Annotated in this window: 15 protein-coding genes; 13 read left to right on the top strand and 2 right to left on the bottom strand. The window is 46.8% G+C overall.

Translation table 11 applies throughout. The features are described from left to right. Nucleotides 1–405: 405 nt before the first annotated feature. The 6 genes from EJO50_RS05815 (at nucleotide 406) to oppF (ending at nucleotide 7,210) form a co-directional block, all read left to right on the top strand. Complete coding sequence (locus tag EJO50_RS05815) at nucleotides 406–1,443, top strand: porin (RefSeq protein ID WP_125972329.1); 1,038 nt, start codon at nucleotides 406–408, stop codon at nucleotides 1,441–1,443. Nucleotides 1,444–1,570: 127 nt separating this feature from the next. Further along, complete coding sequence (locus EJO50_RS05820) at nucleotides 1,571–3,178, top strand: peptide ABC transporter substrate-binding protein (RefSeq protein ID WP_125972331.1); 1,608 nt, start codon at nucleotides 1,571–1,573, stop codon at nucleotides 3,176–3,178. A gap of 130 nt (nucleotides 3,179–3,308) precedes the next feature. Continuing rightward, a complete protein-coding gene (gene oppB, locus EJO50_RS05825; RefSeq protein WP_125972333.1) occupies nucleotides 3,309–4,229 on the top strand; it encodes an oligopeptide ABC transporter permease OppB in 921 nt (306 codons plus the stop codon). 14 nt (nucleotides 4,230–4,243) lie between these two features. Further along, a complete protein-coding gene (locus tag EJO50_RS05830; RefSeq protein WP_125972335.1) occupies nucleotides 4,244–5,143 on the top strand; it encodes an ABC transporter permease subunit in 900 nt (299 codons plus the stop codon). Between the two features lie 92 nt (nucleotides 5,144–5,235). Further along, nucleotides 5,236–6,228 carry an oligopeptide/dipeptide ABC transporter ATP-binding protein gene (locus EJO50_RS05835; RefSeq protein WP_125972337.1) on the top strand — a complete coding sequence of 331 codons (993 nt, stop codon included), beginning with the start codon at nucleotides 5,236–5,238 and terminating at the stop codon, nucleotides 6,226–6,228. Continuing rightward, a complete protein-coding gene (gene oppF, locus EJO50_RS05840; protein ID WP_125972339.1) occupies nucleotides 6,221–7,210 on the top strand; it encodes a murein tripeptide/oligopeptide ABC transporter ATP binding protein OppF in 990 nt (329 codons plus the stop codon). Before EJO50_RS05835 ends, oppF begins: the two co-directional genes overlap by 8 nt. Nucleotides 7,211–7,284: 74 nt before the next feature. Here the strand turns inward: oppF and trmL are convergent, their stop codons facing one another. Beyond that, the gene (gene trmL / locus EJO50_RS05845) at nucleotides 7,285–7,749 is read right to left on the bottom strand and encodes a tRNA (uridine(34)/cytosine(34)/5-carboxymethylaminomethyluridine(34)-2'-O)-methyltransferase TrmL (RefSeq protein WP_125972341.1); all 465 of its coding nucleotides are present in this window, start codon (nucleotides 7,747–7,749) and stop codon (nucleotides 7,285–7,287) included. A gap of 483 nt (nucleotides 7,750–8,232) precedes the next feature. On the opposite strand from trmL, the gene purU reads away from it, so the two are divergent. The 7 genes from purU (at nucleotide 8,233) to gspK (ending at nucleotide 13,442) form a co-directional block, all read left to right on the top strand. Next, a complete protein-coding gene (purU, locus tag EJO50_RS05850; protein WP_125972343.1) occupies nucleotides 8,233–9,084 on the top strand; it encodes a formyltetrahydrofolate deformylase in 852 nt (283 codons plus the stop codon). Nucleotides 9,085–9,244: 160 nt separating this feature from the next. Continuing rightward, nucleotides 9,245–10,441 carry a type II secretion system inner membrane protein GspF gene (gene gspF / locus EJO50_RS05855; RefSeq protein ID WP_125972345.1) on the top strand — a complete coding sequence of 399 codons (1,197 nt, stop codon included), beginning with the start codon at nucleotides 9,245–9,247 and terminating at the stop codon, nucleotides 10,439–10,441. Nucleotides 10,442–10,489: 48 nt separating this feature from the next. After that, entirely contained in the window at nucleotides 10,490–10,915 is a 426-nt protein-coding gene (gspG, locus tag EJO50_RS05860) for a type II secretion system major pseudopilin GspG (RefSeq protein WP_125972348.1), read from the top strand. A 31-nt stretch (nucleotides 10,916–10,946) separates the two neighbouring features. Then, nucleotides 10,947–11,453, top strand: coding sequence for a type II secretion system minor pseudopilin GspH (gene gspH / locus EJO50_RS05865; RefSeq protein WP_125972350.1), 507 nt, complete (start codon nucleotides 10,947–10,949; stop codon nucleotides 11,451–11,453). Continuing rightward, nucleotides 11,446–11,820 (top strand): type II secretion system minor pseudopilin GspI, encoded by a 375-nt coding sequence (gspI, locus tag EJO50_RS05870; RefSeq protein WP_164521438.1) that lies wholly within the window; start codon nucleotides 11,446–11,448, stop codon nucleotides 11,818–11,820. The genes gspH and gspI overlap by 8 nt, the downstream gene beginning before the upstream one ends. 6 nt (nucleotides 11,821–11,826) lie before the next feature. Then, on the top strand, nucleotides 11,827–12,525 hold the full coding sequence (gene gspJ / locus EJO50_RS05875; protein WP_125972354.1) for a type II secretion system minor pseudopilin GspJ: 699 nt from the start codon (nucleotides 11,827–11,829) through the stop codon (nucleotides 12,523–12,525). Then, on the top strand, nucleotides 12,522–13,442 hold the full coding sequence (gspK, locus tag EJO50_RS05880) for a type II secretion system minor pseudopilin GspK (RefSeq protein ID WP_125972356.1): 921 nt from the start codon (nucleotides 12,522–12,524) through the stop codon (nucleotides 13,440–13,442). Before gspJ ends, gspK begins: the two co-directional genes overlap by 4 nt. A gap of 100 nt (nucleotides 13,443–13,542) precedes the next feature. Here the strand turns inward: gspK and EJO50_RS05885 are convergent, their stop codons facing one another. Further along, nucleotides 13,543–14,868, bottom strand: a complete 1,326-nt coding sequence (locus EJO50_RS05885; protein ID WP_233702180.1) for a sensor histidine kinase — start codon at nucleotides 14,866–14,868, stop codon at nucleotides 13,543–13,545. Between the last annotated feature and the right edge of the window lie 49 nt (nucleotides 14,869–14,917).

A 14,917-nucleotide genomic window follows, 5' to 3' on the forward strand; every position in this document is an offset into this window, starting at 1 on the left:
GCTCTTTCCATATTTTTGTAAAATAGTTGCTTGTTCATTTTTCGCATTCATGCTCTCGCAAAGGGGGAGGTGGTTTTTTTTTGCACCTATTTGGTGCGTGCTGACTTTGCTTATCGGAGTTCTTATTTACCTGGGTATTTTAATGAAAAAGGTGATTTTATTTTTGTTTTTCACCGTGTTTTTCATAAAAATCAATAATCAACTTGCACCAAATTAGTGCATTTATTTGCGTGAGGCTATGCTCTAGGGCTAAATTCATTTTTGCAATTGGTAGTTTCGCGCGAAAATTGGTTTGTTTGCTTATGAATTAATGCGAATGATTTTGTCGTGGTATGCAGTCTGTAGCGAAAAAGAATATCTTGCTTAGTAAGCAAGGGCAGCCTCGCGGAAACCAAGGAGAATGAAATGATGGTTAAAAAATATCTGGCAGTTGCAATCATGGGTTTGTGTGTGGTTTCTTATGCACAAGCAGAAGTAACACTTTATGGTATTGCTCAGAAGTCGATTGATTATGGCAACAGTGCGACCGGTGAAAGAAAATTCTCAATGCAAGATATTGGTAGTCGCGTAGGGTTTAAAGGTGTTGATCAGCTGGATAATGGCTCCAGTTTACTGTGGAAGCTTGAGTCTGGCTTAAGTACTTTCGGTAGCCGTGAAGCATGGATTGGTTATGAAAATAAAGATGCAGGCACTTTGCGCTTTGGTAAAAGCAAAGGTGCTTATAATTTATTGGTAGAAGGCTTTGATTTATTTGAAAGTAATACCACGTTGGCAAACACTATACAGGATGCAACATACCGCTCCCGCCACGAAAGTGCGGTTTACTATGCAACACCTGCTAATTTGGGTGGCTTTGCTGCCAATTTAAATTACGTTATTGATAGTGGTAAATTTAGCGGCACTGCTGCTGATGTGGAAGATCAAAAAGGCTATGACGCCAGTGTTAGCTATACCCACAGCAAATTTGCCGTTTATGCGGGCACAATGAGTTTGAAGAACGTAGCCCGCTCCGGCTTTCAGGAGCTGAAAGAGCAAAAGGGTTCTAAAGTCACTTCCTACATAGTGGGGGCAAAGCTGTTTCCGATTGAAGGGCTACAAATTGGTGCTGCCTATCAAAATACCAAACAGGATCTGACTACAGGCGGTGATTACAAGCGTGACAGTGCTATTTTAATGGCACAGTACGAAGTGGGTAAGTGGGTGCCACGCGTAGGTTATGTGTATCAGGGAGAAGGTAAGCTGAGCTCTGCTGGCGGCCAAAACTTAGCGAAAGCAGGTCATTTTCAGATTGGAACTGATTACAATTTGAGCAAATCTTCGCTGCTTTATGTTGAGGGTGCTGTGATTCAAAATAAAGATCAGAATGCATTTTCAACCAGCATCAGTGATGGCTTAGCTACAACACCTAAAGTGATCAGTACCGGTATGATTCTGCTATTTTAGACGGTAATTTTTTTGATGTAATACTGGATAGCGGTGTATCGTAAGTTAAACCACTTCTTCTTTGTTGTTGAAGAAGTGGTTTTTTTAGGCAAATGTACCAACGGGTATCGCCCTTTAAGGAGACACAATGAACTGGACTATGAAATCAGTGACATTCGCGCTTTCATTTGCATTAGGTGGCGGCGTATTTGCAGCGGCTGTGCCTGCAGGTGTCAAGCTGAGCGATAAGCAAGAGATGATTCGTAATAATGGCGCTGAAGTGGAAACACTTGATCCTCATCTTGCTGAGTCTGTTGGCGCTAATAATATTACCCGTGATTTGTTTGAAGGTTTAACGACGAGCGATAACGAGGGCCGCTTACATCCTGGTGTGGCTTTAAGCTGGAAGCAAACAGACCCGACAACCTGGGTGTTTACTTTGCGTAAAGACGCCAAATTTTCTAATGGTGACCCGATTACAGCCGCTGATTTTGTCTACGGCTGGCAACGTTTTCTTGATCCTAAGCTTGCCTCGCAATATGGCACAGCCTATGGTATTTTTGTATTAAATGGTTTGGAAGTTGCTGAAGGCAAAAAAGCGCCTTTAACCCTAGGAATTAAAGCAGTTGATAAATATACGCTTGAAGTAAAAACACCAAATCCAATTTCTTATTTACCCAGTGTTTTATCTAATTCGCAATTTGCGCCTGTGCATAAGGCAACAGTTGATAAATTTGGTAAAGATTGGACTAAGCCGGGCAATATGGTCGGTAATGGTGCATACGTACTGAAAGACTGGAAAGTAAACAGCAAAATTGTAATTGAAAAAAATCCACAGTATTGGGATGCAAAAAAAACAGTATTAACCAAGGTAACATATTTGCCCGTTGAGGCAGGTAATGCAGAATTAAAACTATACCAATCCGGTAATAATGATTTTGTTTACCAATTGCCAGCTGGTCAATATGAAAAGTTGAAAAAAGATTTTCCGAAAGAAATCCAGAATGGCCCTATTCTGGGCCTGCGTTATTACTCCCTGAATAATAAAGATCCAATGATGAAAGATGTGCGCGTACGCAAAGCGCTATCGATGGTATTGGATCGCGATATTCTGGCTCAGAAAGTTACGGCTGATGGCCAGATTCCTGTGTATGGCGTAACGGTTAAGGGGTTGGAAGGCGCCGATGTAACGACATATGATTGGGTGAAGTGGCCAATGGCCAAGCGTGTTGAGGAAGCTAAAAAGTTATTGGCCGAAGCAGGCGTTAAGCCAGGCGCTAAAATAAAATTCACTTATAACACAGACGATTACCATAAGAAAATGGCTCTGTTTGCCTCTTCCGAATGGAAAACCAAACTGGGTTTAAATACCGAATTAGATAGCCTTGAATTTAAAGTTTTGTTGAAAAAACGCCATGATGGCGATTTCCAGATTGCCCGTAATGGCTGGCTGGCTGATTACAATGATGCCACGACCTTTTTAACTTTAGTTCAATGTGGTTCATCGCAAAATGATAATGCTAACTGCAATAAAAAAGCAGAAGAGCTTATTAAGCAAGGTAATGATCAGCAGGATGCTGCCAAGCGTAAAGATTTATTGACACAAGCTGCAAAATTAATTATGGATGATTATCCAATGATTCCATTGTTGCAATATACTTTGCCGCGTTTGGTTAAACCTTATGTTGGGGGGTATTCAACTAAAAACCCTGCTGATCGTTACCTAAGTAAAGAATTTTATATTATAAAGCAGTAAGATTTAAAGCATGTAAAGTACCGCCGCTTTGGGCTTTTAGTCCAAAGCGGCCTTGTTTTGTATACGTATGGCTGCCAATGGTGCAGGTATGAAATATTGTAAAAAAATAATAAATAAGGAGGAGATAATAATGTGGATTTATACATTCCGCCGAATTTTGGCAACGATTCCTACGATGCTCGCTGTAATTACGGTCTGTTATCTATTGCTGCATTTAACGCCAGGTGGTCCGTTTGATTCAGAGCGTAAAGTCTCCGATGCGGTACTGGCCAATTTACAGGCGAAATACCATCTGGATTTACCCTTGTGGCAGCAATACTTATATTATTTAAAAGGCTTATTACAAGGTGATTTAGGCGCTTCTTTTCGCTATGCAGATTGGAGTGTGAATGATCTTGTAGCTGCAGCACTGCCAGTGTCTCTGACTATTGGCGGAGGTGCTATTTTACTTTCAATTATTATTGGAGTCGGGCTCGGGATTACTGCTGCGCTAAAGCAAAATAGCTTTATTGATTATTTTGTAATGTTAATTGGCAATATTGGCAGTACCATCCCTTCTTTTGTTTTGGGGCCGGTATTGATTCTGGTTTTTGCAATTTGGATTCCTGTCTTGCCTGCAGGGGGCTGGAATGAGTTTGACCTTCGCTTTATTGTTTTGCCACTTTCCTTGCTGACTTTTATTAATGTTTCAACCATTGCCCGCGTGATGCGTGGCAGCTTAATTGAAGTTATGAGTAGCAATTTTATTCGTACCGCACGTGCGAAAGGCCTGCCTTTAAAAACGATTGTATTTCGCCATGCTTTAAAGCCTGCTTTATTACCGGTTGTTTCGGTATTAGGCCCTTTGGCTATTTCATCAATTACTGCTGCCGTTGTTACAGAGTCGGTTTTCTCTTTGCCAGGTATTGGTAAACTGATTGTAAATGGTGCAAGTAATCGTGATTACACTCTGGTCCTGGGTTTGGTTGTTCTGGTGACGGTGGTTGCGGTATTACTTAATTTATTGGTCGACTTAGCCTACGCGCTGCTTGACCCTAAAATTCGTTATTAACTGGCGGAGTTGTTATGCTATTTAAAAACAAAAAACTCGCCGCTACGCTGGAAAGTTTACCGGTAGAAGGGCGCAGCCCCTGGGCAGATGCGCGTCGTCGTTTTTTTAAGAATAAAGCAGCCGTTGTTAGCGCTATGATCTTAATGTTGATTACTATTGCCTGTATTCTGGGCCCGTTTTTATTGCCTAATTCTTATGAAGATACAGATTTCGGTGCAATGGGCTTAGCACCCACATTTGACAACTGGCATTTATTTGGTACGGATGAGTTGGGACGGGATTTGCTGGTGCGTAGCTTAATTGGTGGCCGTATTTCTCTGATGATTGGTGTGCTGGCAACCTTGACTTCGGTGGCTATTGGCGTGATATGGGGAGCAACAGCTGGCTTTCTAGGTGGTAAAGTAGATTCTGTGATGATGCGTATTGTCGATATGATGTATGCCATTCCTTATTTACTCATTGCTATTTTGATGGTGACTTTATTAGGCCGTGAATTTTATTTGGTTGTACTGACAATTACGGTATTTGGTTGGATGGATATGGCACGTGTTGTACGCGGGCAGACACTGGCTATTAAATCAAAAGAATATATTGAAGCTGCGCATGCTATTGGTGTGCCAACATGGAAAATTATTTTTCGTCATGTTGTGCCTAATCTTTTAGGGATTGTCGTGATTTATACGACGGTGACTGTGCCGGGTGTGATTTTAACGGAGTCTGTTTTGTCATTTTTAGGCCTGGGTATTCAAGAGCCGATGACCAGCTGGGGTGTGTTGATTCATGATGGTGCCAGCGTAATGGAAACCACTCCGTGGTTGTTGTTATTTCCTGCCACTATGCTGTCTGTCACTTTGTACTGTGCCAATTATATTGGGGACGGCATGCGTGATGCGCTTGACCCGAAAGATCGTTAAACGGAGCCCGATGCCATGTATTTATTATCTGCGGGTATACATTATTTGGGTGGTGACGATTTGTGTAACTCAATTGGATTGGGGCCAGCAGCATGAGTTTATTATCAGTAAAAGATCTCGGTGTGCAGTTTGCTACCAATGATGGTTCGGTGAGTGCGGTTAACGGTGTGTCTTTTGAGTTGAATCGTGGTGAAACACTGGGCATTGTCGGTGAATCAGGTTCGGGGAAAAGTCAGACTGTTTTAGCTTTGATGGGGCTATTGGCTAAAAATGGCAAAACACAGGGGGAGGCTTTATTTGATGGGCAGGATTTGCTGACGATGTCTGCTCAGCAATTGAATAAAATCCGTGGCAATCGTGTGGCGATGATCTTTCAAGACCCGATGACGTCTCTGAATCCTTATCTTACGGTTGAGCGTCAAATGACTGAAGTGCTGGAATTGCACAAGGGCATGAGTCGCCGCAATGCCAAAAAGCGTTCGATTGAGTTACTCGATGCTGTAAAAATTCCCGAGGCTGCTCGTCGTGTCATGATGTATCCACATGAATTTTCCGGTGGGATGCGCCAGCGTGTGATGATTGCTATGGCCCTGTTATGCGAGCCTGAATTACTGATTGCTGATGAGCCAACTACTGCTCTTGATGTTACTGTGCAGGCACAAATTATTGCGCTGCTCAAAGATTTGCAGCGTGATTTTGGTACCGGGATTGTGATGATTACACATGATTTAGGTGTTGTTGCGGGGCTCTGCGAAAAAGTACTGGTGATGTACGGAGGCCGCGTTATGGAGCAGGGTAACGCCAATGATATTTTTTATCATGCAACACATCCCTATACGGTTGGTTTGCTGGGCGCGCTGCCGCGCCTGGATCATGATGATACTGAAAGCCTGATCTCTATTCCGGGCAATCCGCCCAATATGGCGCATATGCCACCAGGCTGTCCGTTTAGCGAGCGCTGCATCCATGCTATAGAGCGTTGTCATCGCGATTTGCCTTTATTGCTGCCTGTGTCTGCAGGGGGTGTTTTACGTGCTTGTCATAAGCAGGTAGAAGAAATCAAGCAGGGGGCCGCTCATGTCTGATGCACGTCAGCCGATTCTGTCGATTCGGAACCTAAAAGTTCATTTTTCTGTGCGCCAGGGAGTGACCTGGCCATGGCAAGCGAGTAAAACACTGAAGGCTGTAGATGGCGTGTCACTTGATTTATATGCAGGTGAAACGTTGGGCGTGGTGGGGGAGTCGGGGTGTGGCAAATCTACACTTGCCCGCGCGGTGCTGAATCTAATTCCCGCAACCAGCGGCAGTATTGTCTGGATGGGTAAAGAAATGAGCGGTGCGAGTAGCGCTGACTGGCTGGAAGCACGCAAAGACATCCAGATGATTTTTCAGGATCCTCTGGCATCTTTAAATCCGCGCATGACAGTAGCACAAATTATTGCAGAGCCACTTAAAACACATTATCCGCATATTTCTGACAGTGATGTAATGGCTCAGGTTAAAGCAATTATGGTCCGGGTGGGTTTGCGTGAGCAGCAAATTAACCGTTACCCACATGAATTTTCAGGCGGGCAGTGCCAGCGTATCGGTATTGCAAGAGCGCTGATTATGAGACCCAAGCTGATTATTTGTGACGAGCCGGTTTCTGCGCTTGATGTATCGATTCAGGCACAAATTGTGAATCTACTGAAAGAGTTGCAACGTGAAATGGGCCTGGCGCTGATTTTTATTGCTCATGATTTAGCCGTTGTAAAACATATCAGCGATCGTATTTTGGTGATGTATTTAGGCCATGAGATGGAGTTGGCAAAAAAGGCCGCGCTTTATTTGCAGCCTAGTCACCCATATACACAAGCTTTATTGTCTGCGATTCCAATCCCGGACCCTGAGCGTGAAAAAAATAAAGTGATTCAGATTTTGCAGGGCGATTTGCCCAGCCCGATTAACCCGCCGTCAGGCTGTGTATTCAGGACGCGTTGCCCAAAGGCCTTGGATCAGTGTTCCAAAGATGTCCCACAGTTGCGCCAGCTTACCGAGCAAACACAGGCGGCATGTTTACTGGCTTAATAAGATGGGTGGAAATAAGAAGGCAACACAGGGGATTTTGCTGCTTCTGTGTTGCTTTTTTTTTGCGGGGGCGTTTAGTCTGCTCCGGCAAAGTCCATCTGGCGCCATGCTTCAAATACCGTGATTGCGACGGCATTGGATAAATTTAGGCTGCGATTATCCGGCATCATGGGTAGGCGTATACGGCGATTTGCGGCAAATTCTGCGCGAATCTCTTCAGGCAGTCCACGGGTTTCCGGCCCGAACACAAAGACATCACTTTTCTCGTAGATAATGTGATCGTGCCTTGTTGAGCCTTTGGTGGTCATGGCAAAAAAACGATGCCCAGCCAGAGATTGCTGGCAGCTCGTCCATGATTCGTGGATCTGCATGCTTGAAAACTCATGGTAATCGAGGCCTGCACGGCGCATGCGCTTGTCGTCCAGTTCAAAGCCCAGAGGCTTAACCAGGTGTAAATGGCAGCCGGTATTGGCAGCAAGACGGATAATATTGCCCGTATTTGGCGGGATTTCAGGTTGAAATAGAACAATATGGAACATAAGTGAGCTGACTGGTGGCAGGCTAAACGCCTTGTATTAAACAGCTGGAAACCCGGAATAAACAATGTGTTTTCGGGAGAGCGATGGGTTCGATTTAAAAAAAAGATGCCCCGTCGCAGTACATACGGCTAAGGGCGTCTGCTGAACAAAAATGTTTGTGGTTATGATGAGAGCCTATCGAGCACGACATGATGGGGGCAGATGGCCGATCTTTCAAGCTCGCATGCATGGCAGGGGGAATTTATGCTGGGGCTTTTTGCTGGAGGAATACGCCTGGCCTGTAAAAATACCAAAGATAATTTAAGCATCCGGTTTGAGTGATTGCTGATTAATGGAAAACAAGCACTTGAGGTGTATTATCAAAGGCAAAATGGAAAATTTCTGATCCGAATCACCATTGAACGGGTTGGGGGCTAAGCTGAGTAATGCCTTATCACTAATGTTGCTGTTAGAATCGGGGATGGTTTTTACTAGAGTCATTGAATGAATACCGCAACACTACTGATTAGTTGTCCAGATCGAAAAGGTTTATCTGCAGCGATTGCCAATTTTCTGTATACCTACAACGCCAACATTGTTCACTCCGATCAGCATCAGGATGAAACAGAAAATTTATTTTTGATGCGGGTCGAGTGGGACGTTACTGATTTCTCACTGGACATGAGTGCATTTGCAGCAGCATTTCAGCCGATTGCTGATCGTTTTCAAATGATATGGTCGGTGGCTTTATCTGCTTGCCGTCCAAAAATGGCAATTTTTGTTTCAAAGTATGATCATTGCCTTGTTGATTTATTGCATCGGCATAAAAGTGGCGAACTACGTTGTGATATTCCCCTGATTATTTCTAATCATGAAGATTGCCGTGGTCTGGCTGATTACTATGGTATTCCCTATCATGTTATTACGGTAACTAAAGACAATAAAGCTGAATCAGAACAGGCTCAGCATGCATTGCTGGAAACAAGTCAGATTGATTTAATTGTACTTGCCCGATATATGCAGGTATTAAGCCACGAATTTACAGCGTCTTATCCGCAGCGCATCATTAATATCCATCATTCGTTTTTGCCAGCATTTGAAGGGGCAAAACCTTATCATCGCGCATTTGCCCGTGGCGTAAAACTTATCGGTGCAACCAGTCATTATGTGACTGAAGTCTTGGATGATGGCCCGATTATCGAGCAGGATGTTATGCGTATTTCTCATCGCGATGATATTGATATGCTGATTCAGAAAGGGCGTGATCTGGAAAGAATGGTGCTTTCGCGTGCGGTGCGTGCCCATCTTGAAAACCGGATTTTGGTTTATGCAAAGAAAACGGTCATTTTTTCTTAAGCATGGTTTAAAAGTTATATCAGGGCTGTTTTTGATTTTTTGTATAAAATCATAGGCGGCTTTTATTCACAGTATGAAATACTATATTTGATTCACTCAGCCAGAAAAAAATAATAAAAATGCCCTTCCGCGTCGTATTTCATTTTTTGAGTTATCCCGTATGAGCGCTTTTCGCTATCGTGCCGTCAACGAGAGTGGCAAGGCTGCGCGCGGCGTCATTGAAGCGGAGACACCCCGTCTGGCTAAAGGCTTGCTGCGCCAGCAGGGCTTGTGGGTTTCGGAGCTGGAAGAAATTGCCTCGCTTGGGGCGAAGGGCGAGCGTAGCCTGGGCACCGCCAAGCTTTCTTTGCTTACCCGCCAGCTGGCTACCTTGCTGGATGCGGGGTTGCCGATTGAGCAGGCATTATCAGTACTGATCGAACAGAGTGAAGTGGAGCGTGAAAAACAACTGGTTGCTGCACTGCGCAGCGAGATTTTGTCCGGCTCTTCGCTTTCTCAGGCACTTTTGCGTCACCCTCGCGTGTTTCCCGAGCTTTATCGTACGATTGTCAGCGCGGGGGAGGAATCAGGTAAGGCCGCTGCCGTGATGCAGCGGCTGGCTGATTACCTGGAGTCACGGGCTTCGTTAGCTTCTAAGGTGGGGCTGGCATTTATTTATCCTGCGGTGGTGATGTTTGTTTCCGCTCTGGTGATTGTCGGGCTGCTGACCTGGGTTGTGCCACAGATGGTGACGGTGTTTCAAAGTGCGAAGCAAACGTTACCTTTACTTACCCGATTATTGCTTTGGGCTAGCCAGTTTGTGCGTGACTGGGGGCTCATTTTCTTTGTACTGATGGCGATGGCTTCGGTAGCGGGCTGGCATGCTCTCAAAAAACAGGCCGTCAGACGGCAATTTGATGCCTGGCGTTTAAAGCTACCCCTGATTGGGCGCTTCGAGCGCACAGCCAATACGGCACAACTGGCATCTACCTTGGCTATTTTGGTAGGAAGCGGCGTGCCGCTCCTGAATGCTTTGCAGGCAGTGAGTGGCGTATTAGGTAGCCTGCCTTTGCGTGATGCAGTGGCCGAAGCAGCCAAGCAGGTCCGTGAAGGGATGACACTATCGCGTGCGCTGGCGGCAAGTAAAATGTTCCCCCCTGTGCTGATTCATCTGATCGGCAGCGGAGAGGCTACTGGCCGCTTGGAGCATATGCTGGAAAAAGCTGCTGCGCAGCAAGCACAGGAATTGGAAAATCGTGTTTCCACATTTACCGGCCTGCTTGGCCCTCTGATGGTGTTATTGATGGGGGGGGTGGTGCTTGTGATTGTATTGGCGATTTTATTACCTGTTTTTGAAATGAATCAGTTAGTTAAATAAAAAGCCTGATTACTCAAAGTGATCACTCTAGTAAAGGGGAAGTATTAAATGAAACGCAAGCAAGGCGGCTTTACGCTGATTGAAATTTTGGTGGTGATTACCATTCTGGCTATTTTGGGAGCTTTGGTTGTGCCCAAGATTATGAATCGCCCGAATGAGGCGCGTGTTGTCGCCGCCAAACAAGATATCCGCTCTGTTGTTCAGGCGCTCAAGCTTTATAAGCTGGATAACGGGCGCTACCCAAGTACCGAGCAAGGCTTAAAAGCGCTGGTAGAAAAACCCAGTGCAGCGCCTGTGCCTAATAACTGGAAAACCGGGGGCTACGTGGAAAAACTACCTAAAGATCCCTGGGGTGGTGATTATCTGTATCTCAGCCCGGGTATTAAGGGTGAAATTGACGTAATGAGCTATGGTGCCGATGGCCAACAGGGCGGTGAAGATACTGATGCAGATATTGGTTCCTGGGATAGCTGATGTTATGCCCGAGTACGCTTGGCTTTGAGCCATGAAGGTGATGCGTCAGCTTGGCTTTACCCTGATTGAAATCTTGGTGGTGCTTTCCATTATCGGCATCATTATGGGGCTGGCTGTGGTGCGCCTGGATTTGTCCGATGGGCAAAGAGTGGAGCGTGAGGCGAGCCGTCTGGCCTCTTTGTTTGAATCTGCAAGAGATGAAGCGATTACCAGCGGGCAGACGATTGCCTGGTCGTCAGACGGGCAGGGCTATCAGTTCTGGTTACAAGATGCACAAAATAACTGGCAATCAATTGCTGCGCACGATTTGCTTAATCCACGAGTTTTGGAAGAGGTACAGGTTGAGGGATTTACGGTGAATTTGCGTGAGCAGCGTTTAGGTGAGCGCCTGGTCTTTGAGCCTTCCGGGGTCAATGTACCCTTTAGTCTGCGCCTTCGCTTGAATAATAGTCGTTTGGAGCTGGTGGGGGATGTGATGGGACGGGTTGAAGTACGCCGGCCTGATGCCTCGGAGACGGTGGCCTTACCCCATGCGTAGAAATGCTACAGGCTTTACCTTGATTGAAGTACTAGTTGCGCTGGCCGTGATTGCTATTGCCATGGGGGCTGCGATGAAGGCTACCTTAGCCAGCACCAATAACGCCATTGAATTAAAAGGCCGTACGGCAGCGGGCTGGGTGGCGCAAAACCGTTTAAATGAGCTGGCGGCTTTAGGTGCATGGCCGGATATTGGTGCTACCGAGGGGAATGAATCGCAAGCGGGTATGGATTTTACCTGGCGAGTGGAAATTGGGGGCTCACCAAACCGTAGTTTTCGCCGCATCGAAATAAAGGTTTTTTCCGCCGGTGATCACCAGCATGCAGCAGCAAACCTGGTTAGCTATCTTGCTCGCGTTCCCCACTAAACTTTGATGAGACGACTATTTCATTTCAGTGCCTTTGGCATATTGATTTTGGATCGGGGGCCATCACTGCTGGCGGAACCCGTTTCGCATAAACACGAATCGCCAGTTGGCGGGGCTAAGTCTAAGTGGCATAAACAGGCTGGCTTTACTCTGCTGGAAATCTTAATCGCGCTGGCGGTGTTTAGTGTGGTGACGCTTATTTCCTATAAGGGGCTGGAGTCTGTTGCACAAACACGCACGGCTCTGGATGCTGAGGCCAAGCACTGGCGGGATTTATCTCTGGTGTTTGATCGCATAGAAGAAGACGTGAGCCAGGCGGTGGATCGCCCCTGGCGGGACCAGGGAGGGGTAGAGCAGCCAGCCATGCGTGGCACCAATAAGCCAGAGCGCAGGGGAGATCAGCCCCTGGAGTTAATTCGCCTGGATCGTAATCGGGATGCTTTTCACGTGGCGTATCGCCTGAATAACAGCCGTTTAGAGTTATTGCTATGGAACGCCCTTGATTTGGGACCACGTGAAGAGCCTCAAGTCCATGTTCTTCTGGAAAATATCCGGGCTTTCGAAGTTACTTTTTTAGATGCTGCCAGCCAGTGGCAGCCAAGCTGGCCACCAGCGGGCAATAATAAGGTGCCACCACGGGGTGTTAGAATAAAACTTACCCTTGCTGATGACACTATCGTGCAAAGGATCTACACCCTGCCATGATGCGCAAACAACAGGGCGTTGCCATCATTACCGCTGTGCTGACTGCGGCTCTGGTCGCTACACTGGCGGTGGCTATTGCCTGGCGGCAGCAGCTATGGTTTCGGCAGTTGGAAAATCAGTTTGATCTGGCCGAAGCACGTGGTATCGCCCGTGCTTCGATTAATCTGGCCCGGCTTACCTTGCGTGATGATGCCCGTAATAATCAGATTGACCACCAGCTAGAGCCATGGAATATCCCGATTCCGGCGATTCCGGTAGAGGCAGGGCGGGTTGGCGGGCGCTTACTTGAGCAGCAGGGGCGTTTTAACTTAAATAATGTAGTGCAAAACGGCATACTAAATGAGGCAGGTTTTGCTGCATTTCAGCGCTTATTGCAAACTCTGGGTTTGCCGCAGGATATCGCCAATGCGCTGGTGGACTGGCAGGACGCAGACAGTCTGACGCGCTATCCCGGTGGGGCTGAGGACGTGGAGTACCTGGCGATGCCTGAACCTTATCGGGCGGGCAACCGTGCCTTGCTGGATATTCAAGGCTTGTCACGTATTCGTGGCTTTAGTCCCGAGGTGATTGCCAAGCTGGAGCCGCTGGTCAGTATCTTGCCCCAGACTGTGCCTGTGAATGTCAATTTTGCGGGGCCAGAAGTACTGGCTGCGATTATTCCCGGCTTATCTGTGTCTGCAGCACAGGGCGTTATTGCAAAACGCTCGGGTAAATATTTTAAAAGTATTGAAGAATTCAAGCTGGCTCTGCCTCAGACTTTGCAAAACACCCTGTCTTTAAATGCGGTATCTATTAGCAGTAATTATTTTATCAGTGAAGTTGATACAAATTTTGGGCGGGTAAATATGCGCTTTCAAGCATTATTAGAGCGCAAGCCTGATCAGGTTCCACGAATTGTCTGGTTGAGAAGGCGTTAGTGAACTTGATGATATAAGGTGCTTATTTTTGAGCGGGATTGGGTTGGGTATCAACTGTATTTGATATAACTGCATGATGGGGCTTATTATGATTAAAAATTTAGCCCGCTTTAATTGGCAGGACTACCCGCACAATTAGCCCGTGTGGTTCTGCGTCGAGTAATTGGATATTACCGCGATGTCTTTCGGTGATCTCTTTTACAATTGCCATTCCCAGGCCGCAGCCATTGCCGGTTTGCTCTCGGCGGTAGAAGCGTTCAAATACGCGTTCTTTATCAGAATCCGGAATCCCTGCGCCGTCGTCTTCCACTTCTACGACGTAATGCTCGTCCTCAATGCTCAGGCGGGCCGTGATATTACAACCGCGCGGGATATATTTAATAGCGTTTTCGATCAGATTGGTAAATAGCTCGCGCAGCAGTGCGGAATTGCCATGCATGGGGGCTTCGGATATATCGGTATCACAGCCTAGATCCATTCCTGCGGCAAGGGCGCGCGGAACGCATTCAGCCGTTAGTTCTCGAATTAGTTTGGCCAGATCAAGCGGGACACGCGGCATGCCCTTGACGCTGTCTGGCTCTGATCTTGCAAGGGTGAGAAGTTGATTGACAAGATGAATGCTGCGATTAGCACTGGTATGCACCATGGTCAGCCGGTTGCTTAGCCCTTCCGGTGTGGTTTCACGCATGGCCAGCTCGGTTTGTGATTTTAACCCAGCCAGTGGTGTTCTGAGCTGATGCGCGGCATCGGCAATGAAACGTCGTTGTCTGGCAACACTTTCATTGGTGCTGCTTAACAGGCGGTTAAGTGCCGAGGTGAGCGCGCCCACTTCTTCGGGTTCATTATCAAGTTGCAGGGGAGAGGGGTCCTGGCCTGAGTGCTCTTCTACAAGGCGCTGCAGGCGGGCCAGAGGGCGAAGACCGCGGTTAATGCCCCACCAGACCAGGAAACTCATGGCAAAAATCAGCACGGCCAGCGGTGCTGCAATGGCAATCAGAATTTCTTTGGAGAGCCGGCTACGAGCCTCGGTACTTTTGCCAACCTGCACATGCATCCATTTCTTTTGCTGGGTGATTTCCACTGGGAAATACAGCGAAACAATGCGCAGAGATTCGCTTTGCAGCGGCGCATCATAGAAAACAATTCTATTGTCGGGTCTTTGGTGGCTTTGAAGTGGGGGTAATTCGCTGTTGCTGAAAATAATACCGCCAGTATTAAGCGACACCGTATAAAACAGGCGCTCATCCGAATCGTCATCCAGTAAAAGCTGCAGAGCGTGGGGAAAATCGATAATCAGCCCGTTGTCTTGTGGCTTGATTTGGCGGCCAATGGCGCGTGCGGTTTGCAGCAGGCTGTCATCAATAGCCGTACTGGTATAGTGCCGGGCAACGTTGTAGCTTAAGAATGCACCGGCAAGCCAAAGCACCCCCTGTGGTATGAGTAACCACAGAAGGAGCTGTCGCTTGATTGAGAAT

This window comes from Iodobacter ciconiae (assembly GCF_003952345.1).
GTDB lineage: Bacteria > Pseudomonadota > Gammaproteobacteria > Burkholderiales > Chitinibacteraceae > Iodobacter > Iodobacter ciconiae.